This is a genomic window from Bradyrhizobium sp. AZCC 1721 (genome assembly GCF_036924715.1).
GTDB lineage: Bacteria > Pseudomonadota > Alphaproteobacteria > Rhizobiales > Xanthobacteraceae > Bradyrhizobium.
The window spans coordinates 3498189-3521303 of sequence record NZ_JAZHSB010000001.1 but is presented as its reverse complement, the minus strand read 5'-3'; the positions used below and the strand labels follow the sequence as shown (position 1 = coordinate 3521303).

Genomic DNA, 23115 nt, shown 5'->3' with positions numbered 1-23115 from the left:
CCAGCTATTTGCCCCGCGCCTTCCTCGTGCCCGTGGCCTTCCGCTTCGCAGCCGGCTTGCCCGCGGCCGTCCCGGACACCTTCGCTTTCGCTACCTTGCGCGCCTTCGGTCGCTTGCGCAGGGCTGCGCGCTGCGCCGCGGCCAGCGCTGCCCTCGCCCATCCGGCCAGTTCCTCGGAATCGTCGAACAGACGGGCCGGCAATTGCCAATACGAATTCACCGTGACGGTCTTGGCTCGCGTCTGATACTGAAATGGGGTTGATCCCTCGGCCTGGAATTGCGGGATCGTTTGCTCGTCGGCACGAAGATAGAGTCCCGCCCGCAGCGCGAGCGCGAAATTGGTACCGTCGGCGGAAATGCCGAAACCTGAAAACATCCGGCGGATGGTGACCGGCCCGAAATCGGCAAACAGGTCGATCAGGAAATCGCGATCCATGGCTCACCGCCCCCGGCGATGCGGTCGTTAACCCTTCGCCGGCGTCAGTTGCACCGACTCGCCGCAGCCACAGGCGGAAACCTGATTCGGGTTGTTGAAGATGAACTGCGCCTGGAGCTTGTCGGCCTTGTAGTCCATCTCAGTGCCGAGCAGGAACAGGACCGCCTTGGGATCGACCAGAATCTTCACGCCCCTGTCCTCGACCACTTCGTCGGTCGGGCGGATCTCGTGGGCGTATTCCACCGTATAGGATTGCCCGGCGCAGCCGCCGTTTTTGATGCCAACGCGCAAGCCCACGATCTCGGAATCGGCGCGTTTGGTCAGTTCCGTGATCCGCGCAGCCGCCGCCTCGGTCAATTTCATCACCTGCGGGCGCGGCCGCGGCTTCGGCTTGGAAGACTGTACGGTGGTATCCATTGCAGTCGATCTCCGGCGTCGCATCGTGGCGACGAGCTATCATGGCATTAAAATAACAACGAAAATCCCGCTGTGAAGGCCCCTCGTCATGAACTCACTCAGAACCCGTCGAAACCAGCCGCAAGCATTCTAGTAAATCGCCCAAATTCCCGGTGTCGCCAGTTCCAGCAAATGGCTGTCCGGGTCGCGGAAGTAGATGCTCTTCCCGCCGCGCGGCCAGTCCGTCCTGCCTTCGATCGCGACATCGTGCTTGTCGAGTGCCTCTTCCCACACCGGCAGCTCAGCCGCCGGAATGGCAAAGGCCATATGAACGGGGCCGCTGCCATCATGCGGCGGAATGGTGCCGCCGGGGAGTTGGATCGTCTCAGGCGCCGAGCCGCGGCGAAACAGCAGCAGCACGTTTCGTCCACCGACATCGAAAGCAACGAACCGCGGATCCGCCGTCAGCGCTTCCAGACCCAGCACCTCCTCGTAGAACGCGCGGGCGCGGTCGAGGTCATCGACGTAGAGTGCAGTCTCGATGACGCCGGATAGCTTGGGCAATAGGTCCCTTCACCACATGTTGAGGACGAGGCGCGCCTCGTCGGACATCCGATCCGGCGTCCAGGCCGGATCCCACACCAGATTGACATTGACGACGCCGACGCCCGGGACGCTGGCGATCGCGTTCTCCACCATGGTCGGCAGTTCGCCGGCGGCCGGACAGTTCGGCGTAGTCAGCGTCATCGTCACATCGACGCTGCGGTCGTCCTTGAGGTCGACCTTGTAGATCAGGCCGAGTTCGTAGATGTCAGCCGGAATTTCCGGGTCAAACACCGTCTTCAGCGCGGCAACGATTTCGGTGCCCAGCCGCTCGGTCTCCTCCGGCGGCAGCGCCGAATTGGTTTCCATGTTGGCGGTTTTGACTTCGGCCGTATCACTCATGCGAACAAATCCTGCGCCTTGATCAGCGCCTGTGCCAGATGGTCGACTTCTTCCCGGGTATTATACATCCCGAACGACGCCCGGCAGGTGGCTGTGACATTGAACCGCTCTAAAAGCGGCATCACGCAGTGGGTGCCGGCGCGCACCGCGATTCCCTGCCGGTCAATCACGGTTGCGACGTCGTGGGGATGGGCGCCCTTCATCTCGAAGGAGATCACCGGCCCCTTGCCGCGCGCGGTGCCGATCAGGCGCAGCGAATTGATTTCGCGCAGCCGCTCCTGGGCGTAGTTCAAAAGATCGTGCTCGTGGGCGGCGATGCGCTCCTTGCCGATCGAGTTGACGTAATCGATCGCAGCGCCCAGCCCGATCGCCTCGACGATCGGCGGCGTCCCGGCTTCGAACTTGTGCGGCGGATCGCCATAGGTGACCCAGTCCTTTGCCACCTCGCGGATCATCTCGCCGCCGCCATTATAGGGCCGCATCGCGACCAGGTGCTCATGCTTGGCGTACAGCGCGCCAATCCCGGTCGGACCATAGATCTTGTGGCCGGTGAAGGCATAGAAATCGCAATCGAGGTCCTGCACGTCGATCGGCAAATGCACAGCGCCTTGCGCGCCGTCGACCAGCACCAGAATGCCGCGGTCATGAGCGAGCTTCACGACTTCCTTGACCGGGACGAAGGTGCCAAGCGCGTTCGACATCTGAGTGATGGCGACGAGCTTGGTGCGCGGTGTCAGCAGCTTCTCGAACTCCTCGATCAGGAAATTGCCGTCGTCGTCGACCGGCGCCCATTTGATCACGGCGCCATGGCGCTCGCGCAAAAAGTGCCAGGGCACAATGTTGGAGTGGTGCTCCATTATCGAGAGCACGATCTCGTCGCCCTGCTTGATGTTGGGCTCGCCCCAGGAAGATGCCACCAGATTGATGGCCTCCGTGACATTGCGGGTGAAGATAATTTCTTCACTACGCCCTGCGTTAATGAATTTCGCCACCTTCGCGCGGCCGCCCTCGTAAGCCTCCGTCGCGGCATTGGCAAGATAATGCAGACCGCGATGTACGTTGGCGTATTCGCTTCTGTAGGCTTCCGTCATGCGATCGAGCACGGCGGTCGGCTTCTGCGCGGAGGCGGCGTTGTCGAAGTAGACCAGCGGCTTGCCATAGACCTTCATCGCCAGCGCAGGGAAATCCTCCCGCACGCGGGCCACGTCATAGGCGCCATTCTTGACCGCCGGATGCTGGGTCATGCCCGTGCCTCCAGCCAACGTTGCGCGGCGGCGATTGCGAGCTCGCGCAGATCGTCGTTGACGATGGATTCGATGGCCTCACCAACAAAGGCCTGGATCAGCAGCGCCTGGGCCTCCTTCTCGGAGAGGCCGCGGGCGCGCAAGTAGAACAGCAGGCTCTCGTCGAGCGCGCCGGTCGTGGCGCCATGGCCACAGGTAACGTCATCGGCGAAGATCTCGAGCTCCGGCTTGTTGTCGGCCTCGGCGTCGTCGGACAAAAGCAGTGCCCGCGTCATCATCTTGGCGTCGGTCTTCTGGGCATCGGGACGCACGATGATGCGGCCCTGGAACACCGAATGGCCACGGTCGTCGACCACGGCGCGGAACACCTCGCGGCTGGCGCAGTGCGGCACCGCGTGGTCCATGAGCAGCGTGGTGTCGGCGTGCTGGCGGCCGTTGAGCAGGTTGACGCCGTTGGTCTCGACCCGGGAATGTTCTCCCGCGAACGCAATCGTCGCCTGGTAGCGGCTGACGGCAGCGCCCGAGGTTATGCCAAAAGTGTTGAAATGCGAGTGGGCGCCGAGCGTGATGACGGCGGAGGAGATGTTGAAGGCCTCGCGGCTGTCCTCGACCAGTCGAACATGATCGAGCCGCGAATTGTCCCCGATCGCTGTTATCAGCGAGTCGTGGGCCTGATAGGTCGTCGCACCGTCGGCTGCGATGTAGCTCTCGACCAGCGTCACGCCGGCATCCTTGCCGAGACGCAGCAGCGAGCGCGTAAACATCGCCGCGGGCGCAGTGCCGCTGGCGACATGAATGATTTGCAGCGGCTGCTTCAGCACGAGGCCATCGGCGATCTCGATCACCACGCCATCGGTCATCATCGCGCTGTTGAGCGCCACCATCGGATTGGTGTTGTCGGTCGTGAGCAGTTGCGCCTGCAGCGCGGCCTCGCCGGCTTCCAGCACATCCCGCAGGGGACGAACGGTAAGGCCCTTCTCCAGGCCGCCGAGTTCGGAAAGCTTTGGCGCGAACACGCCGTCCACTAGCACCAGCCGGCGCGCGCACTTGATGGCCTGCAGCTTGACGGCGGAGGCGGCCCGCGTCAGCGCAGCGGCATCTGGCGCAGGCGCCAGCGGCAGCACTTCGCGCATCAGCGCCCGCAGATCGGTGTACTTCCAGTCCTCGATCCGGCGATGCGGCAGGCCTGCGCGCTCATAGGCCTCGAAGGCGGCACTTCGCGCTTCGGCCACCTTGCCGGTGCCGGGCAACCGGTCGCGGGCGATCGCAAAGCTGTCGCTCAGCGCCTGTCCCGTCTCGCTTTTTGCCAAAACCAGGTTCATCACAAATCCGCTTTGCGTCAGGCTGCGTCTTCGAACTGGGTATAGCCGGAAGCTTCGAGCTCCAGCGCCAGATCCTTGCCGCCGCTTTTGACGACCCGGCCCCTCGACATCACGTGTACGAAGTCAGGTATGATGTAGTTCAACAGCCGCTGGTAGTGGGTGATGACCACCATGGCGCGATCGGGTGAACGCAGCGCGTTGACGCCATCGGCCGCGATCCTGAGCGCGTCGATGTCGAGGCCGGAATCCATTTCGTCGAGGATACAGACGGCCGGCTCGAACAGCGCCATCTGCAAGATCTCGTTGCGCTTCTTCTCGCCGCCGGAGAAGCCGACATTGACGCCGCGCTTGAGCATGTCCTGCGGGATGTTGAGCGACTTTGCGACCTCGCGAACCTTCTTGAGAAACTCCGGAGAGGTAAGCTGGCTTTGGCCGCGAGCTTTGCGCTGCGCGTTCAATGCCGTGTGCAGAAAATTCCAGGTGGTGACACCAGGGATTTCAACCGGATACTGGAACGCCAGGAACACGCCCTTGGCGGCGCGCTCGTCCGGCTCCATCTCCAGGAGGTCCTCACCCCGGAACAGGATTTGTCCATCCGTGACTTCGTAACCCGGCTTGCCGGCGATGACGTGCGACAGCGTGGATTTGCCGGAGCCGTTCGGTCCCATGATCGCGTGGACTTCGCCCGGGTTCACGGTCAGCGTCAGCCCGTGGAGAATTTCGTTATCCTCGACACGAACCTTCAGGTCTTTCACTTCAAGCAATGACATGTCGTTTTTCCATTTTCACCCCTCGTCTTGAGGAGCCCGCCAGGCGCGTCTCGAAGGCGTGGCCACAATCTTTCCTCTCATCCTTCGAGACGGCCGCTGCGCGGCCTCCTCAGGATGAGGTCGCTATCCAACCGATCCTTCGAGCGAGATCGAGATCAGCTTCTGCGCCTCAACTGCGAACTCCATCGGCAGTTGCTGCAGCACGTCCTTCACGAAACCGTTGACCACGAGGCCAACCGCTTCCTCCTGCGAGAGCCCGCGCTGGGTGCAATAGAACAGCACGTCCTCGGAGATCTTTGACGTCGTCGCTTCGTGCTCGAAGGTCGCAGACGAGTTCTTCGCCTCGACGTAAGGCACGGTATGCGCGCCGCATTTGTCGCCGATCAGAAGCGAGTCGCAGGCCGTATAATTGCGTGCGCCGGTCGCCTTGCGATGGGCGGTGACGAGGCCGCGATAGGTATTTTGCGATTTGCCCGCCGCGATTCCCTTGGAGATGATGCGGCTCGACGTGTTCTTGCCAAGATGGAGCATCTTGGTGCCGCTATCGACCTGCTGGTAACCGTTCGAGATCGCGATCGAGTAGAACTCGCCGCGCGAATTGTCGCCGCGCAGGATGCAGCTCGGATATTTCCAGGTGATCGCCGAACCGGTCTCGACCTGGGTCCAGGAAATCTTCGAATGGTTGCCGCGGCAGTCGCCACGCTTGGTGACGAAATTGTAGATGCCGCCCAAGCCTTCGGAATTGCCAGGATACCAGTTCTGCACCGTCGAATATTTGATCTCGGCGTCATCGAGGGCGACGAGTTCGACGACCGCCGCATGCAACTGGTTCTCGTCGCGCTGCGGTGCGGTGCAGCCTTCGAGATAGCTGACGTAGGAGCCCTTGTCGGCGATGATCAGCGTGCGCTCGAACTGGCCGGTGTTGCGCTCGTTGATGCGGAAATAGGTCGACAGCTCCATCGGGCAGCGCACGCCCGGCGGCACATAGACGAACGAGCCGTCGGAGAACACCGCCGAGTTCAGCGTCGCGAAATAATTGTCCGAGGTGGGCACGACCGTGCCGAGATACTTCTTCACCAGTTCGGGGTGTTCGCGGATCGCCTCCGAGATCGGCATGAAGATCACGCCGGCGGCCTTCAGCTCCTTCTGGAAGGTGGTCGCCACCGAAACCGAATCGAACACCGCGTCGACCGCGATCTTGCGGTTGGCCGACGGCTCGCCGCCGGGCGGGGGCTCGACGCCTTCGAGAATGGCGACTTCGCGCAAGGGTATGCCGAGCTTCTCGTAGGTCTTGAGGATTTCGGGATCGATCTCATCGATCGACGACAGCGTCTTCTTCGGCTTCGGCGCCGCGTAGTAATAGATGTCCTGGTAGTCGATCTTGGGATAGTTGACGCGCGCCCAGGTCGGCTCGGTCATGGTCAGCCAGCGGCGATAGGCCTCCAGACGCCATTCCAGCATCCAGGCCGGCTCGTTCTTCTTCGCGGAAATGAAGCGGACGGTGTCTTCCGAGAGACCCTTGGGGGCCTTGTCGGACTCGATCAGCGTCTCAAAACCATATCGATATTGATCGACGTCGATGCGCCGTACGCGCTCGACCGTCTCTTGTACGGCTGGCATTCCATCCTCCGCTCGCGGTTTCAAGGACCGCGGTGGAACAATCGCAAATCAGTGTGACGAAGCGTTTCCGGCGAAACCCGCTTAGAACGGTTCAAGCCGTGTTTCGTCGCCCTCTAAGTAAGGCATCGGCGAGCTTTCGCCAAGCCTCAAGGGCCAAATCAATGTCTGTCTCCGTGGTAGACCAGCCCAGACTGAGCCGCACCGCTCCCTGTGCCAGCTCGCCTTCGAACCCCATGGCGGCCAGAACGTGGGATGGTTGCACCTTGCCCGAGGAACAGGCGGAACCGGACGATACCGAAATACCGCTGAGATCGAAGCCGATCACTGCCGTCTCGGCCCGAAGCCCGGGAACGGTAAACAGCGTCGTATTGGGCAGGCGCGGCGCATGCTCTGAAAACACAATGATTTCAGGCGTTTGCTTCAGCCCCTTCTCAAGGCGCTCACGCAGGCCCTGCTGCCGGATGGCGCCGGCCGGCAGCTCGGCCATGGCTGCCTTGGTCGCAGCGCCGAAGGCCGCAATACCGGCGACATTCTCGGTTCCCGCCCGGCGGCCCAGCTCCTGGCCACCGCCGCGGAGCAGCGGCTCCAGACCCTGAACCTCTTCGGCCAGGACCAGCGCACCAACCCCCTTGGGGCCGCCGATCTTGTGCGCAGACAGGGTGATTAGGTCGGCCCGTATCGATTTGATATCGAACGGTATTTTGCCGAGTGCCTGGATCGCATCGACATGCAGCAGCCCGCCCGCTTCATGCACGATGTCAGCGACTTCGCCGACCGGCTGAATGGCGCCGGTCTCGTTGTTGGCCAGCATCACCGACACCAGCGCAGGCGGCCCTTCGGCCAGCAGCGTACGCAGATGGGTAAGGTCGACCAAGCCGGCACCCGAGACCTTAATGGCCGCGATCGTGTCCGCCGGAAACCGTCCGCCCGATAGCACCGACGGGTGTTCGATGGCCGACACCACCAGTCGCTGGACCGGCGACCCCGTGCCCCGGCGCAATCCCGGCGCCAGCGCCATAGTATTGGCTTCGGTGCCGCCGGAAGCAAACACCACGTCGTGCGGACGGGCGCCGACGGCCGCCGCGACTGCAGCCCGTGCGTCCTCGACCAGCCGGCGTGCCTGACGCCCTTCGGCATGCACCGAGGACGGATTGCCGGCCAGGTCCCAAGCGGCCGCCATCGCCTGCCTCGCCTCGGGGCGAAGCGGCGTCGTCGCATTCCAATCGAGATAGATGCGGTCGGACATTGTTCTGTATAATATTACCTACATCCGCGGGCGGCCAGCGCGAGGTACGCCGGGTGCCTGCGCAAAGCGCCTTATGGCAATTGGGGATCGTGCCGTCTCATACAATCGCAAGCTGACCCCTTGAACAGCCTTCGAGACGTTCAAGATGCTTGCTTTTTGCCCCTCGCCTCATGCTAGAAGGCCGCAACCAGTTCACGGGAGCGCCCGTTCGCGCATCGCCCAACGACGCATGATCACATTCTTTTCCGCCGGATCACGTCCGTTGCCTAGGGATCATCAATGCCTGAAGTAATTTTCACCGGCCCCGCAGGCCGCCTCGAAGGCCGTTATCATCCGGCCAAGCAGAAGAACGCGCCGATCGCGATGATCCTGCATCCGCATCCGCAGTTCCACGGCACGATGAATCACCAGATCGTCTACCAGTGCTATTACGCGTTTGCGCATCGCGGCTTCTCGGTGCTGCGTTTCAATTTCCGCGGTGTCGGCCGCAGCCAGGGCTCATTCGATCACGGCACCGGCGAGCTCTCGGACGCGGCATCCGCGCTCGATTGGGCGCAGACCATCAATCCCGAAGCACGCGCCTGCTGGGTCGCGGGCTTTTCGTTCGGCGCCTGGATCGGCATGCAGCTCTTGATGCGCCGGCCCGAGGTCGAAGGTTTTATTTCGATCGCGCCGCCCGCCAATCTCTACGACTTCTCCTTCCTCGCACCCTGCCCGTCTTCGGGCCTGATCGTGCACGGCGAGAAGGACGCGGTGGTGCCGCCGAAGGACGTCAATACGCTGGTCGAGAAGTTGAAGACGCAGAAAGGCATCGTGATCGATCAGCAGATCATCCCGGGCGCCAATCATTTCTTCGACGGCAAGCTCGAGCCGCTGATGGAGACGGTGACCGGCTATCTCGACATGCGCCTTGCCAACGTCCGCTGACGTCTGGTCCGTGCCCCGGGCGTGGTGCAACACGAAGTGGTGCACCGCAGAGCCGGGCCTACCCGCCGCGCTAGGCCGCCAATTTCAGCAAATGCGCGTTATGGCGCACCAGGAACGCGTGCAGCAATTGCGGATAGTCGGGACCCACCGCCGTGCGTACGCTCGGCCGCTTCGCCAGCGTCTCTCGCCATGCGCGGACCTTCGGCGTGTCGGCAAAGACCGAGAGATCGGTCAGTTGATCGAACACGTCGAAGTAACGGAAGATCGGCGCGAACACCGCGTCCACCAGGCTAAAATTTTTGCCGGCAAAGAACGGCCCGCTACCCAGCGCCTCCTCGACGCGCGCAAATTTTGCGGCAACCGCCTGCCGTTTGCTCTCGAAGATCGCGGGATCACCCGTCGTCTCCAGACCCCAGAGCTCGCTCAGAATGGTCGACCCGAACTCCATCCAGGCGCGATGCTGCGCGCGCTGGAGCGGATCCTGCGGATGCAGCTTGGCGCCGCCCTGGGTGTCCTCGATGTATTCGCAAATCACGTTGCTTTCGAACAGCGCGACCTCCTTGCCGTCGGCACCGGTCACGACGAGCACCGGCACCTTGCCAAGCGGCGAAATCTTCAGGAACCAGTCCGGCTTGTTGGCCAGATCGATGTCGACCCGTTCGAACGGAACGCCCTTTTCGTTCAGCGCGATCACGGCGCGCTGCACATAGGGACAAAGCTTGTGGCTGATCAAAGTGAGCTTCTGCGCCATGACGACCTCCCAACGCGAAGGCCGGCCGGCCTCCGCTCCATGCATCTGCATCTAAATTAGATGCACCTGCATGCAGCCGTCAAGGTCAATGCAATTGCATCAACATATCTTGAACCGCGTCACGGCCGCGCGATGATGCCGCCGGTCATCGGGAGCGGCACCCCGGTCGTGGCGGGGTAGCTCAGCGGTAGGCCTTTCAGGCCTCGCGCCGCCAGAAATCCGAAAGCCTGCGCCTCGATGGCGTCGGAGGCCCAGCCCAGGGTGTCCGCCGCCCGGACGGTCGCAGGCGCCAGACACTCACGCAGCATCCGCAGCATAGTGAGGTTGCGCGCGCCGCCGCCGGCCACGATCCAGTTCTTGGGTTCCTTCGGCAGCAACGGCACCACCCGGGCGATCGCAGCGACGGTAAAGGCGGTCAGCGTCGCCGCGCCATCCGCGGGCGCCATATCGCCGAGCTTCAGGCCCGCAAAATCGTTGCGATCGAGCGATTTCGGCGGGGGCAGCGAAAAGAACGGCATCTCCAGCGCACGGTTGATCCAGGCCGCATCGACCCTGCCCAGCGCGGCGGTGCGGCCCTCGGTGTCGAAGCGCTGGTTCATGCGGCGGAACATGTGGTCGTCGAGCAGCGCGTTGCCCGGGCCGGTGTCGCAGGCGATCAGCGTGTCGCCGTCGATATAGGTGATATTGGCAACCCCGCCGATATTGACCACGATGGTCGGTCCCTCCCAGTCCAGCGATTGGGCAAGCGCGCGGTGATAGACCGGCACAAAGGGCGCCCCCTGCCCGCCGGCTTCGACATCGGCGGCGCGGAAATCGTACATGACCGGAATGTGGATCGTCCTGGCGAGCGTCAGCGCATCGCCGATCTGGACCGTCAGCTTTTTCTCAGGCCGGTGCAGCACGGTCTGGCCGTGAAAGCCGACGATGTCGATATCGTCGAAGCGCATCCGGTGTTGCGCGGTAAAGGCGGCCACCGCCTCGGCATGCGCAGAGGTGACGACCCGCTCGGCCTCGCGCAGGCAGCCGGGCCGCGCCGCGCGATCGGTCAGGTCGGCGGCCTCGTACAGCGCCTGCCGCAACAGGCCGCGCTCCGTATCGGTATAGGGCCGGTATCCGGACGGTCCGAGCGCATTCACCCGGCGGCCGTCGGTTTCGATCAAAGCGACGTCGACCCCATCGAGCGAGGTGCCGCTCATCAAACCTAATGCCGTCAACATCATGGTCGATTGTGCCTTGAAACGCCCTGCTCGATACGTCCCGCCGACGACGACCAGCTTGTGCCAAACACGCACATCTTATAATGCCACAGCGCCCGGCCTTGCGGCAGCCTGTTCCGGCCATGGTTCCGCAACTGGTTACAATTACAGTGAAAATAGAATGATCAAAAGCGCCCGCCCATGACCAAATTTAAATCAGATTTTCTGAACATTTTGCAGGAGCGCGGCTTCATCCACCAATGCTCCGATTTCGAGGGCCTCGACGCGCTGGCCGCCAAGGGCCAGGCGACCGCCTATGTCGGCTACGACTGCACCGCGCCGTCGCTCCATATCGGCAATTACCTCACCATGATGATGCTGCACTGGCTGCAGCAGAGCGGCAACAAGCCGATCACCCTGATGGGCGGCGGCACCACCATGGTCGGCGACCCCTCCGGCAAGGACGAAACGCGCGCGATCCGCTCGATCGAGGAAATCGAGGCCAACAAGGCCTCGATCCGTGGCGTGTTCGCGAAGGTGCTGCGGTACGGCGACGGCCCGAGCGATGCGATCATGCTCGATAATGCCGAATGGCTGACGAAACTGAACTGGATCGAGATGCTGCGCGACATCGGCCGGCATTTCTCGGTCAACCGCATGCTGACGATGGATTCGGTCAGGCTCCGGCTCGAGCGCGAGCAGGAGATGAGTTTCATCGAGTTCAACTACATGGTCTGCCAGGCCTATGACTTCGTCGAGCTTGCGCGGCGCACCGGCTGCCGGCTGCAGATGGGCGGCTCCGATCAATGGGGCAACATCGTCAACGGCGTCGATCTCGGCCGCCGCATGGGCACGCCGCAATTGTTCGCGCTGACCACGCCGCTGCTCACGACCGCGTCGGGCGCCAAGATGGGCAAGACCGCGCAGGGCGCGGTGTGGCTCAACGCCGACCAGTTCTCGCCCTACGACTTCTGGCAATACTGGCGCAACGTCGAGGACGCCGACGTCGTGAAATTTCTAAAGCTGTTCACGACCCTGCCGATGAGCGAGATCGAGAAACTCGCGGCATTGCAGGGCGGCGAAATCAACGAAGCCAAGAAGGTTCTGGCGACGGAGGCGACCGCGCTGTTGCATGGCCGCGACGCTGCGAACACCGCCGCCGAAACCGCCCGGCAAACGTTCGAGCAAGGCGCGATCGCGGAGAACCTACCGACTGTGGAAGTCTCGCGCGGCGAACTCGAGGCCGGCGCGGCCGTGCTGGGGCTGTTCGTGAAAGCGGGTCTCGTGACCTCGAATGGCGAGGCACGGCGCCAGATCAAGGGCGGTGGCTTGCGCGTCAATGATGCCGCCGTGACCGACGACAAGATGGTGCTCACACCGTCCAACCTCACCCCGGAAGGCGTCATCAAACTTTCCATGGGGAAGAAAAAGCACGTCCTGCTCAAGCCGGCCTAGAGCATGATCCGGAAAGTGGATACCGGTTTTCCCTCGGGACAAACGCGCAGCGTTTGCCCGGAGATCATGCTCAAACAAAGAATCTAGCTCGGCCTTGCATAGGCGCATTCACTTTTTGACGCTTGCGGGCATCAGCGGAAACGCGCTCCCTGCGTCTTATGGAAGAAAAGACGCCAGAGGGAGACGCGACAGCCAAGCCGCTCAAGCCGGGGCGCGTGGCGCTCAACGTACTGGCGCTGTGCTTCACGCTGGCGCTGCTTGGCCGTGGCCTCGGCGAGAGCTTTACGGTTTTCCTCAAACCGATCTCGGAGAATTTCGGCTGGGACCGCGCGGAAGTGGTTTCGGTCTATTCGCTGACATGGCTGGCGGGCGGGCTAACGGCGCCGGTGGTGGGGCGGCTGTTCGACCGCTACGGCCCCCGCGCTGTCTATTCGCTGGGACTGCTGCTGCTCGGCGGAGCGTTCCTGGTGGCGTCACGCGCGCAGGCGCTGTGGCAATTCCAGTTGAGCGTCGGCGTCTCCGTCGGGATCGGCATCGCCTTCATCGGCAACGTACCGAACTCCATCCTGCTCGGCCGCTGGTTCGGCCGGCGATTGCCTACCGCGATGGCGGTGGTCTATTCCGCCGCCGGAGCGGGCGTCCTGGTGCTGCTGCCGGCATCGCAGCTTCTGATCGATCACATCGGCTGGCGCGGCGCCTACCAGACGTTCGGTATCATTGCGCTCTGCCTGCTGCCGCCGTTGTTGCTGCTGCCATGGCGGCTGTTCTCCACGGGCTCGCCGCACATCGCGAAAAAGGCCGATCCCGATTTTGTCGACGGCGGCTGGACGCTCGGCAGCGCGATGCGTCACCACGCGTTCTGGGCGCTGTTTTCGACCTTCTTCTTTACGGCCGTCGGGATGTATGCGCTTGCGGCGCAGATCGTCGCCTATCTGATCGATGCCGGCTTCCCGCCGCTGCAGGCCGCAACCGCCTGGGGCTTTTCCGGCGTCGTGCTGCTGTTCGGCATGCTGGGCGTGACCCAACTCGATGCAATGTTCGGACGACGACCATCAGTGCTGCTCAGCTACGCTATTTCGATCGTCGGCATCATCCTGCTCTGGCTGCTGCAGTTCTATCCGAACTTCTGGCTGCTCGGCGCCTTCGTCGTAACCTTCGGCAGCATGATCGGCTCGCGCGGCCCGCTGATCACGTCAACCGCAATGAATATCTTTCGCGGCGAACGGGTCGGTACCATCTACGGCACGATCTCGATCGGCAGCGGCCTTGGCTCGGGACTCGGCGCCTGGGCCGGCGGCCTGATCCACGACTGGACCCACAGCTACAACCCCGTGATCGCATTCGCGCTGGTGGCCGTCGTGCTCGGAATGATTCCGTTCCTGGTCGTGCCGGCGCTGCGGCGGTAGCTACGTCCCGGCCTGCTTGCCAGGGCTCCTCCTTGTTGCTGCGATCGTTTCAAGCAGCCAGCTCTTGAATGAGAGCATCGCGGCGGTCGGTCGCCGGGAGTGCAACGACGTGATCCAATAATCGCCGAGCGCGACTTCGACCTTGAAAGGACGTACCAGCCGCCGCTGCCGGATCTCGTCCTGAAACAATCGCGCCGGCAACAGCGCAACGCCGAAACCGCGCGCCGCTACACTGGCGATCGTGATCGATGAATCGAATACCATTCCCTTGAGGACCGGACTCTGCAGTCCCGCAGCGGTAAACCATCGCGGCCATTCCTCCTGTCGGTAGGAACGCAGCAGCACCTCGCGCTTGAGATCGGCCGGCCGGCTCAGCCTGCGAGCCAGCGAAGGCGCGCAGCATGGGGTAAATGGCGCTGCCATCAAGTGGGTCGCCTCGGTGCCGTGCCAAAGGCCATCGCCAAACCTGATCGCGTAATCGAGGCCTTCACCCGCGATGTCGATACGATTGTTGTTGGTGAACAGGCGCAAATCGATCCGTGGATAGGCCTTCCTGAAGGCATCGAGCCGCGGCAGCAGCCAGCCCGAAGCGAAGGTACCGACCACACCGACCGCGATGACGTCCTGGTAGTGGCCGTCGTCAAAACGATTGAGCGTTTCGGTGAGCCGGCCGAAGGCCTCGACAATGCTCGGCAGCAGCAACTGTCCTTCATCGGTGAGCGCAACGCCGCGGGGCAGCCGGCGAAACAACTGTACGCCAAGCCGGTTCTCCAGCACTTTCACATGCTGGCTGACGGCCGCCTGTGTAACCCGAAGCTCCAGGCCAGCACGGGTGAAACTGAGATGGCGCGCCGTCGCTTCAAAGGCCCGTAGCGCATTGAGCGGAAGGTGCGAAAGCTTCATCCGGCGCCGCATTGCTCGTCCCTAGTTTTTCTTATGCCTGCCCGCAGAACTCATCGTTTGTCAAGACAGCGACCGATCGGCACCTTCCTGTGCGCAGCAAGGAGGGATTCCTGGTGATCACGAGAAGACAGTTCCAGCTTGGATGCGGTGCAGCGCTGATAACGACTGCTTTGAGCGCCCGGCAAGCGATACGCGCATCGACCGCAAATCAACGACTGATCGACGAGATCAAGCGTCTGGAGAGCGAGAGCGGCGGCCGGCTCGGTGTTTGTGTCCTCGACACAGCAACGAACACTCGTCATGCCCACCGGGGCGATGAGCGCTTTCCGATGTGCAGCACCTTCAAGATGCTGGCAGCCGCCGCGATCCTGGCGCGGGTGGATGCCGGCAAGGAACAATTGACGCGGCGCGTAACCTTCGACGCATCCGCACTCATCGTGTACTCACCCGTAACCGAGAAGCGCGTCGGCGGCGACGGCATGACGCTCGCTGAAATTTGCGAAGCGGCGGTGACGCTGAGCGACAACACGGCCGGCAATCTCCTGCTTGCCGGCATCGGCGGACCGCCGGGGCTGACGGCCTTCGTGCGGAGCCTGGGCGACCAAGTCACGCGGCTAGACCGGGATGAGCCTTCGCTCAACGAGGCTTTGCCCGACGATCCCCGCGATACCACGACACCGAATGCGATGGCTTCGAATCTGCAAGCGCTGATCCTTGGGACTAAAGCGCTGTCGGCAGCATCGCGCGAGCAACTGACGGCATGGTTGGTCGCCAACAAGACCGGCGACGCGCGACTGCGTGCAGGTTTTGCGAAAGACTGGCGCGTCGGCGACAAGACCGGTACTGGTGCCCGAGGCACAAACAATGACGTTGCTGTGACCTGGCCACCCGGCAAAGCGCCCATCGTGATCACCGCCTATCTGACTGGCGCCACCGTTTCTGCCGCGCAGCAAAACGCCACTTTGGCTTCGGTCGCGCGGGCGGTCTCGGCCATGGCATCTGGCTAGGTGCCGAATGCACGCAGCAACTGGCGGATTATCGGTAGCAACCATTATCCTGTGCTTTGCAGTGCCGAGCTCGACTCGATCAATCGCGTCGAACGATATATTTGCCGACCGTCCGGCATTTTCCGAAGCAGAGCAGCCCGCGCGGAGGCCAGCCGACTGCAAGGATGTCAGGCGGATGGCGGACGGCATTCCAGAACTCGACTACCGGATCGATCTCTCGGTGGTCGGTAATCTCACAGCGGTGCAGACGGATCAAGTCTTGTGGTATCTCGTGCTGTGCTCACCGCCGGATATCAGGATCATGTGCGTGACCTACCAATCCAACGGCCTAGCGGTCGGCGACAGGGTTATCGCGAGAGGCGGATATCGACGACGCGACGTCGACCATGTCCTGCTGGATCCATGTCTGGCAAGCAGACCAGAGCAGTGATTTCTACCGAGAGAAAGCTTCCATCCCGAAGCTTCCATTCGATCATCCACCAACCTGCGGCGGTGCCTGACTAATTATTCGGCGGCAGTTCGATCGGGGTGTTGTTCTGCTTGCCGGTGTTGAACTCGAAGATCTTGCGCAGCACGCCGGGCATCACGGCCGAAATCGGATTGACGCGCAGCACGGGCTGGCCAGGCGTGCCGACCACCTCATAGGTCACGCCGATCAGCCCCTCATTGCTGCCGCCACCGAGGAACAGGCCGAGCACGGGAATCTGACCGAACATGTTGTTCAATCCGTACATCGGAACGAAGGTGCCGCTCATGCGCACGGCATTGCCGACATAGTCGATGCTGCCTTCGATGGTCGCGCCGATGATCGGACCCTTCACGACACCATCGCGGATCGTGAGCTGTCCGCTCTGCCGAGTGAACTCGGCGCGCAGTGCCGTAAAGGAAATGCCGTTCTGAACGCCGGCCGCTCCGCCCGCGGCGGCGCGCTCCAGTGCGGCCTCACCCTTGACGGAGAAATCGCGGACGTTGATCAGACCGTCCTTGGCGCTGGGTTCAACCGTCGGCGGCTCCATCGCAAGCGAGAGCTGACCGCCGACCATTTTCGAATAGGTGTCGGTGAAGCGGAAGAAAGCACCCGCATCGTTGGTCTGCAGGATGATGATGTCGCGTCCCTGTCCCTGCCCGCGGCCGCGCAGATCGGCGGTCACCGGCGTGTCGCGCCCGACCTTGCCGGAGAGCGTGAAATTTTTGACGATGCCGTTGCGGCGGGAGAATTTGCTGTCGACGCTGCGCAACGCCTCGCCGTTGAAGCCGGCGACCGCGCCGAGCTTGACGTCGACATCGAGATCGATGTTCCTCGACTTGCTCTTGGGGTCGGCTTCCTTGCCCGAGATCGCCGATTTGAGGAAACCGCGGCCGTCGAACACGTCGCCGCGCATCGTGACCTTCACGACGCCATCGGTGCCGCGCTCGGCCTTCAACGTCGTCTTGTCGCCGTCCGACGGCGCGTAGGTCGGGAAGTTCGCGTTCAACAGATCGCCATTCTGGTCGACTTCCAGCGATCCCTTGATCGAAACGCCGCCGCCTTCGACCACGATGTCCTGGAACAGCGTCGACTGCTCCTTCTTCACGACATTGAACGTCGCCTTGCCCGACTTGCCGGGCACTTTGACCCACCCCGGCAGGATGTTGTCGAGCCGCAGCGAGGTCAGATCGGCTTCGATGCCGACGCGGCTGTCGTTCTCGCCGATCTTGCCGACCACCTTGATCGGGATCGAACCGCTCACGGCGGGTCCGAAATCGATCCCGAGGCGCGCGCGGCTGGCATCATCCAGTGTCGCCTGCAGCCTGATATCGGCGTCGCCCTCGCTCGGCTTGCGATAGTCCAGCGAAGCCGGTTGCCCGTTGATCTTGACGTCGCCCTTGACCTGGTAGCCCGCGTTATTGGCGAGCACCTTGAGCGTGTTAGATTCCAGCTTCTGGTTCATCACGAGCTTGTCGGCGGCAAACCCGGCTAGATCGGCAATCACGGTGTAGGTGGTGTCGGCCTTGGTCATCGAGCCCTTGACCGGCATGCCAAGCGTGATGACGGCGGCAACGTTTCCCTTGCTGGCGTTCGGATCGATCAGCGTGCCGGAGAGATCGCTGATGCGGTCGGACGCCAGAATCTCGGCCGCTGCCGGCACGGACGCATCGACCCTGAACTTCACCCGCGAGGGCGACGGCTTCGGCGCCATGTCCGGCACCTCGAAGGTGAAATCGGAAATGTTGATCTTGCGGCCGCCGGGTGTGTCGGCAATTCCCTGCCCGATCGTCACCGTCGCTGTTCGCCCGGTAACGCGCGCTTTCAAATCCGCATCGCGGACCGCGGGCATGTCGTCGACCGGACGCGCGGTAACTCCGGACGCGACGATGTTGACGGCCAGACCATCGTCGGGAATCGGCGGTCCCTTGCGGGACAGATTGCGCACCGGCGAGTTGACGCCGACCTCGATGCGCTGGAGCGTGCCGCGCTCGATCCGCTCGATCACCCATTCGCGCACTTCGGGCACGATCAGGATCGGCCACATCCGCTTCAGGGCTGATGCCGACATCGGCGTTCCAGCGAAACCGAGCTGGAGCCGCGCCTCGTTCGCATAGTCGATGCTGCCGGTGCCGGCGATTCCGATCTCGCCGTTGCTGATATCGGCCTGGGTGAGCAGCACGCGCTTGCGGTCGGTGTCGAACTTCAGCCCGATCGCGATCCGGTTGAAGATCAGCGGCGGTTCGTTGTCGGTGCCGGCCAACAGGATGGTGCCGCCGCTAAGGCCGGCCTGCCATTCGGTGGTGGCGCCGTTCGGCGGCTCGAGATGGCCGAGCAGCGTAATCCGGTTCGAACCGGAAATGACCTTGAAGGGCGCGACCAGCACGCGCCGTCCGGCATCCCATTCGACGCTCATCTCCGCCGAATCGATCGGCATCGGATAGTCAGGCGTATCGCTGTCGATGAGGTTCCCGGCGCCGGCGGTGATCTTGCCGCGGAAATAGGTCGGCAGACCGTCGCGGCCCAGTTCGCCCTTCAGCTCGCCGGAAAGCGGCAGCTCGGCGCTGTAGGTCAGGTCCTTGACCCGCATTGCCAGCAGGATGTTGGCGGCGGGCACCTTGTCGGCGCGAAGATCGACCGACCGCACGCCGTTCTGCTGTGGTCCGACCACGACCTTCAGCGACCAGGGACGCGCACCTTGCTCGCCAAGGCTCACCGCAACCCCGCCGCTGCTCGGCCGGCGCATGCTGAGGCTGATATTCTCGAACGTCCATTTGTTGCCGCGCTGCTGGTCGTCGACGATGAGATTGCCGTTCTTGAGGCCGATCTCGTTCAGGTTCTGCCCATCGAGGCCGGTCAGGCTGAGGCTGTCGAGCCAGTCAAGGCCGGCCAGCAATCCGTTCTGCGTGGTATCGGGAGCCGTCGCAGCAGCACCCTGCGGCGGCGCAGGCGACTGGCGAGGGAATGTTGGGGCTATGCCGGCATCGCGCTTGGAAGCAACGCCGGTCGCCAGCGGCTTGGCGGTGTCGCCGGCAGACACCGTCACCTGGCCGTCCGGCGTGATTCGCACCGAAAGTTCGGCATCGACCAGATTGAGGCTCTCGGCGCGCAGCCGTCCCATCACCAGCGCCATGCCCGATAGTTTCACCTCGGCCTTCGGCGCGGTCGCGACGACGACCTGGTCACGGTCGCGGACCACGATGTCGCGGATGCGCACCGCGATTCGAATCCGTCCGGCCCGCTCGATCTGTGTACCGCCGACCTCGACCGTGTTGCCATGGCCGATATTGTCTTCGATCGCGGCCGCCAGCCACGGCGTCGCGACGTCGAGGTTGATCGGCCCGGCGCCGAGCCGCCACCACAGACCGCCGAAACAACCGGTGAAGATCACCGCCAGCACGGCGATCACGATCGCCAGGCGCTTGACCCAGCGCTCGCCGGTCATCTGCTGCAGCGCTGAGAACTTGTCGCCGAACCGGTGGAATCGGGAATTGGAGCGCGACAACAGCCGTCGCGCACGATAGCCCGCCGCCTCGTCCTGCTCCCAGCCCGCAGCGTCATCCCATTGCTGGGCCTCGGCACGCGGATTCGACCCCTTGGGCGAAGTATTCTTAGCCATTGCCTCTCGGTGCCGGCGCTGAGGTTGATCGCCGCCAAGGGCACGCTCTTCGATCGGTATCGAGCGTTCCTGTGCCGGCATCGCTGCCATTCCTCGATTAATACTGTTACTCGTGGTCGGGCCCAAGGATTGATTGGGCGGTCCCATCGACGAGCAGACGGGGGTAGCGTCGAATTCCTTGTAACCATACTCCGGGGTCATCAAACTTGCCCAGCAGCCGGAGCGAATCCGACGGTCAAAGGCGAGACCCGCAATACCCTAATGGTTGATCTGCGGAAAGCGACGAAAGGAAGGCGTATGTCCAAGAAAACGCGCAAGAAATCCTCCATGCCATCCCCCAAGAACCGCAAGGCTTCCGCCGCAAAACCGGCCACGGCCAAGACTGCCGCCAAGACCGCCCGCCGCAGCACGCCGGCATCGACTAAAAAGCCTGCCGCCAAGGTAGCCAACAAGGCCGCCAAAACCGCCACCAAGGCGGCCGCCAAGAAGCCGGCCAAGAAACCGGCGAAGACGGCCAAGAGCGCTTCAGCCAAAGCGTCGCACAAGCCGACATCGAAACAGTTAATAAAATCCAATCTATCGGATATGCCCAAGCCGGTTACCGGAACCGGACTGGTCGAAGGCGCCATGGCGCCCCCGTTCAGCCTTCCGCGCGACGGCGGCGGCAGTGTTTCGCTGGCAGATTATGCCGGCAGGAAACTGGTGCTGTTTTTCTATCCCCGCGCCGACACGCCCGGCTGCACCCGGGAGGCGATCGACTTCACGCGGCTCGATAGCGCGTTTGCCGATGCGGGCGCGGTGGTGCTCGGGATCTCGGCCGACACCGTAAAGGCCCAGGAATCCTTCCGGAACAAGCACCAGCTCTCGGTTCCTCTGATCTCGGACGAGCAACATGAGATGCTTGAGGCCTATGGCGCCTGGGGCGAAAAATCGATGTACGGCAGGACCTTCATGGGGATCATTCGAACGACGGTTCTGATCGGCGCCGACGGACGGATCGGCAAAATCTGGCGCAATGTGCGGGTCGACGGCCATGCCGACGAGGTGTTGGCCGCCGTCCGCGGCATGTGATCGGCAGGTTCCATTTCCCAAAAATTAACCATGAATGGGTCAAATCGGCACGCAAATTGAGCCGAACGGAGCTGATTTCCGACCGGCGCGGGAGTGCCGATGTCGTACCGTTCCGGTCATTATGCCGATCACCACCATCCCCACGATCATGGCCGGACGCCGCCCCACCGTCCGGCACCCCATGCCGCAAAAGCTGCAGCGCTAGACGGTGACGGCTACACCATCGTCCATGCCGGCAGGCAGGTCAGGCTCGGCCCGGTCGTGTTCTGGATCGTCGTCGGCACGATCGTGCTGCTTGGCATGTGGTCGGCGGCCACCGCCACGTATTTCGCGTTTCGCGATGATGTCCTGACCCGGCTGATCGCCCGGCAGGCCGAGATGCAATACGCCTATGAAGACCGCATCGCGGAGCTGCGCGCCAAGGTCGACCGCACGACCAGCCGCCAGTTGCTCGATCAGGAACAGTTCGACCAGAAGCTCGACCAGATCATGCGCCGCCAGACCGCGCTCGAGTCGCGCGCCACTGCCCTTGGCGCGATGCCGGATATCGCGGCGACCGGTTCGATTCGGCCTCCGCCGCGCGGCGCGGCCGCGGAGACGCCCGCTTCCGGCAGCCTAAAACCCTCCCCGATCAGCGACACCGTGATCTTCGTAGCGCCGCCAGATCGCGAGGCCCGGCTGGAATCGCGCGCGCCCGCCGTCGCCAAGCCGCAGCCAAACCAGTTCGCCAAGGTTCAGGGTGTCGACAATGTCCTGGTCCGCCTGCAGACCTCGCTGGATTCCGTCGAGCGGCGGCAGATGGCGGCCTTGAGCTCGGTCGAAGACAGCATGGAATCGCGGCTGCGCCGCATGCGTGGCGTGTTCACCGATCTCGGCCTCAATATGGCGCAGCTCGAAGCCGCAACGCCGCGCTCGGCCATTGGTGGCCCGTTCGTGCCGTTGAAGCTGCCGGCGGATGCCGGTGCGTTCGAACGCCAGCTCAACCGGATCAACCTCACCCGTGCCCAGATGCAGCGCCTCAACGCGACGCTCGCGCTGGTGCCCTACCGCAAACCCGTCGTCGGCGAGGTCGAATTCACCTCGGGCTTCGGCGTTCGCAGCGATCCATTCCTCGGCCGGCCCGCGATGCATACCGGCCTCGATTTCCGCGCCGCCAGCGGCGATCCGGTGCGCGTCACCGCGAACGGCAAGGTCGTATCGTCGGGATGGATGGGTGGTTACGGTCGCATGGTGGAGGTCGATCACGGCAACGGCCTGTCGACCCGCTACGGCCATCTGTCGGAGATTCACGTCAGGGTCGGCGACTTCGTCAAGATCGGCCAGGTCATCGGCGCCGTCGGCTCAACCGGCCGCTCCACCGGTCCGCATCTGCACTATGAAACGCGGATCGACGGTGACGCCGTCGATCCGCAGAAATTCCTGCGCGCGGGCGTGCGGCTCAGCTCGGGCTAACATCGCGCCGTCAGAACTGGCGTGCTCGCTTGTTGATCGCGCGCGGAATACTTCCTTTTATTCTCCCTCCGCCCATTCTACCGTCACGTAAAACGGAACCGCGCGCCCGCGTCGGTGAATTTTTTTGGTCCCCGTGTCGGATCGCATGGAGGCCGGGCGTCCTTGTGGCAGAGACTGAGCGAACCCAATCAAATCCCGCGATATACTCCGCTCAGTAAAGGAGAAAATAACGTCATGTCCCAAGGCAATACCGTTCGTTTGCATCGTGTCCTCGCCACCAAGCCGGAGAAGGTTTTTCGCGCCTTCCTCGATGCGGATGCCATGGCCAAGTGGCTGCCGCCCTACGGCTTCACATGCAAGGTCCACCAATTCGACGCGAAGGTTGGCGGCACGTTCAGGATGTCGTTCACGAATTTCACCACGAACGCCGGCCATTCGTTCGGCGGAGAATATCTGGAGATCGTGCCCAACGAGCGGATCCGCTACACCGATCGTTTCGACGATCCCAATTTGCCTGGCGTTATTGAGGTTACCGTGACCCTGAAAGCGGTTTCGGTCGGAACCGAGATCAACATCGAACAGACAAACTTGCCGACGGTAATCCCGGTCGAAGGCTGCTATCTCGGCTGGCAACAATCGCTTGCCCAGCTCGCATTGCTCGTGGAGCCGGATATTCCGGGATAGTGACGGTCGAGGAGAGGCACCACGCGGTGGTGCCTCATCCTCCAGTACCCGACCTCGCCGGCATGATGTCGCCGAATACTTCCCATAGCTCGCAGTTGTCTCGCAAGCCGCTTCAGCGCTTGCAAGGATACACCTATTCCTTATGCCGAAATGGCATTGTTGCCCGGCGCCAATTGTGATTGATGCGGGCTGCAGGCAT

General features: G+C 62.9%; 21 protein-coding genes. 8 read left to right on the top strand and 13 right to left on the bottom strand.

What is annotated here, in order from left to right; translation table 11 throughout:
* Positions 1-4 precede the first annotated feature (4 nt).
* The 9 genes from V1273_RS16740 to V1273_RS16700 form a co-directional block, all read right to left on the bottom strand.
* On the bottom strand, positions 5-436 hold the full coding sequence (locus V1273_RS16740; protein WP_334368762.1) for a TfoX/Sxy family protein: 432 nt from the start codon (positions 434-436) through the stop codon (positions 5-7).
* Between the two features lie 27 nt (positions 437-463).
* A complete protein-coding gene (locus V1273_RS16735) occupies positions 464-853 on the bottom strand; it encodes a HesB/IscA family protein (protein WP_334368761.1) in 390 nt (129 codons plus the stop codon).
* A gap of 129 nt (positions 854-982) precedes the next feature.
* Positions 983-1396, bottom strand: a complete 414-nt coding sequence (locus V1273_RS16730) for a VOC family protein (protein ID WP_334368760.1) — start codon at positions 1394-1396, stop codon at positions 983-985.
* Positions 1397-1405: 9 nt separating this feature from the next.
* Positions 1406-1777: an SUF system Fe-S cluster assembly protein gene (locus V1273_RS16725; RefSeq protein WP_028346267.1), complete on the bottom strand. Its 372-nt coding sequence runs from the start codon at positions 1775-1777 to the stop codon at positions 1406-1408.
* Positions 1774-3021: a cysteine desulfurase gene (locus V1273_RS16720; RefSeq protein ID WP_213288637.1), complete on the bottom strand. Its 1248-nt coding sequence runs from the start codon at positions 3019-3021 to the stop codon at positions 1774-1776. The genes V1273_RS16725 and V1273_RS16720 overlap by 4 nt, the downstream gene beginning before the upstream one ends.
* Positions 3018-4343: a Fe-S cluster assembly protein SufD gene (gene sufD, locus V1273_RS16715; protein ID WP_334410274.1), complete on the bottom strand. Its 1326-nt coding sequence runs from the start codon at positions 4341-4343 to the stop codon at positions 3018-3020. Before sufD ends, V1273_RS16720 begins: the two co-directional genes overlap by 4 nt.
* Positions 4344-4360: 17 nt before the next feature.
* A complete protein-coding gene (gene sufC / locus V1273_RS16710; RefSeq protein ID WP_334410273.1) occupies positions 4361-5113 on the bottom strand; it encodes a Fe-S cluster assembly ATPase SufC in 753 nt (250 codons plus the stop codon).
* Positions 5114-5236: 123 nt separating this feature from the next.
* Positions 5237-6733: a Fe-S cluster assembly protein SufB gene (gene sufB / locus V1273_RS16705; RefSeq protein ID WP_334368756.1), complete on the bottom strand. Its 1497-nt coding sequence runs from the start codon at positions 6731-6733 to the stop codon at positions 5237-5239.
* A 91-nt stretch (positions 6734-6824) separates the two neighbouring features.
* Positions 6825-7979: a cysteine desulfurase family protein gene (locus V1273_RS16700; RefSeq protein WP_334410272.1), complete on the bottom strand. Its 1155-nt coding sequence runs from the start codon at positions 7977-7979 to the stop codon at positions 6825-6827.
* A gap of 279 nt (positions 7980-8258) precedes the next feature.
* On the opposite strand from V1273_RS16700, the gene V1273_RS16695 reads away from it, so the two are divergent.
* The gene (locus V1273_RS16695) at positions 8259-8906 is read left to right on the top strand and encodes an alpha/beta hydrolase (RefSeq protein ID WP_025589847.1); all 648 of its coding nucleotides are present in this window, start codon (positions 8259-8261) and stop codon (positions 8904-8906) included.
* Between the two features lie 70 nt (positions 8907-8976).
* On the opposite strand, the gene V1273_RS16690 is transcribed toward V1273_RS16695, so the two are convergent.
* Both V1273_RS16690 and V1273_RS16685 read right to left on the bottom strand, forming a co-directional pair.
* The gene (locus V1273_RS16690; protein WP_334410271.1) at positions 8977-9657 is read right to left on the bottom strand and encodes a glutathione S-transferase family protein; all 681 of its coding nucleotides are present in this window, start codon (positions 9655-9657) and stop codon (positions 8977-8979) included.
* Positions 9658-9776: 119 nt separating this feature from the next.
* Positions 9777-10877, bottom strand: coding sequence for an anhydro-N-acetylmuramic acid kinase (locus V1273_RS16685; RefSeq protein WP_334410270.1), 1101 nt, complete (start codon positions 10875-10877; stop codon positions 9777-9779).
* Between the two features lie 177 nt (positions 10878-11054).
* Between V1273_RS16685 and tyrS the strand changes: the two genes are divergently transcribed.
* Together tyrS and V1273_RS16675 are read left to right on the top strand one after the other, a co-directional pair.
* Positions 11055-12308 carry a tyrosine--tRNA ligase gene (gene tyrS / locus V1273_RS16680; protein WP_334410269.1) on the top strand — a complete coding sequence of 418 codons (1254 nt, stop codon included), beginning with the start codon at positions 11055-11057 and terminating at the stop codon, positions 12306-12308.
* 158 nt (positions 12309-12466) lie between these two features.
* The gene (locus tag V1273_RS16675; RefSeq protein WP_334382329.1) at positions 12467-13714 is read left to right on the top strand and encodes an MFS transporter; all 1248 of its coding nucleotides are present in this window, start codon (positions 12467-12469) and stop codon (positions 13712-13714) included.
* Here the strand turns inward: V1273_RS16675 and V1273_RS16670 are convergent, their stop codons facing one another.
* Positions 13715-14617, bottom strand: a complete 903-nt coding sequence (locus tag V1273_RS16670; RefSeq protein ID WP_334382330.1) for a LysR family transcriptional regulator — start codon at positions 14615-14617, stop codon at positions 13715-13717.
* A gap of 113 nt (positions 14618-14730) precedes the next feature.
* On the opposite strand from V1273_RS16670, the gene bla reads away from it, so the two are divergent.
* Entirely contained in the window at positions 14731-15624 is an 894-nt protein-coding gene (gene bla, locus V1273_RS16665; RefSeq protein WP_442894158.1) for a class A beta-lactamase, read from the top strand.
* Between the two features lie 175 nt (positions 15625-15799).
* Entirely contained in the window at positions 15800-16054 is a 255-nt protein-coding gene (locus tag V1273_RS16660; RefSeq protein WP_334410268.1) for a hypothetical protein, read from the top strand.
* A 70-nt stretch (positions 16055-16124) separates the two neighbouring features.
* On the opposite strand, the gene V1273_RS16655 is transcribed toward V1273_RS16660, so the two are convergent.
* Positions 16125-19790 carry a YhdP family protein gene (locus V1273_RS16655; RefSeq protein WP_334410267.1) on the bottom strand — a complete coding sequence of 1222 codons (3666 nt, stop codon included), beginning with the start codon at positions 19788-19790 and terminating at the stop codon, positions 16125-16127.
* A 216-nt stretch (positions 19791-20006) separates the two neighbouring features.
* Between V1273_RS16655 and V1273_RS16650 the strand changes: the two genes are divergently transcribed.
* The 3 genes from V1273_RS16650 to V1273_RS16640 all read left to right on the top strand — a co-directional run bounded on the left by V1273_RS16650 (position 20007) and on the right by V1273_RS16640 (position 22916).
* Positions 20007-20780 carry a peroxiredoxin gene (locus V1273_RS16650; protein WP_334410266.1) on the top strand — a complete coding sequence of 258 codons (774 nt, stop codon included), beginning with the start codon at positions 20007-20009 and terminating at the stop codon, positions 20778-20780.
* A gap of 99 nt (positions 20781-20879) precedes the next feature.
* Positions 20880-22232: a peptidoglycan DD-metalloendopeptidase family protein gene (locus V1273_RS16645; RefSeq protein ID WP_334410264.1), complete on the top strand. Its 1353-nt coding sequence runs from the start codon at positions 20880-20882 to the stop codon at positions 22230-22232.
* Positions 22233-22466: 234 nt separating this feature from the next.
* Complete coding sequence (locus V1273_RS16640) at positions 22467-22916, top strand: SRPBCC family protein (RefSeq protein ID WP_334412222.1); 450 nt, start codon at positions 22467-22469, stop codon at positions 22914-22916.
* The last annotated feature ends 199 nt before the right edge of the window (positions 22917-23115 follow it).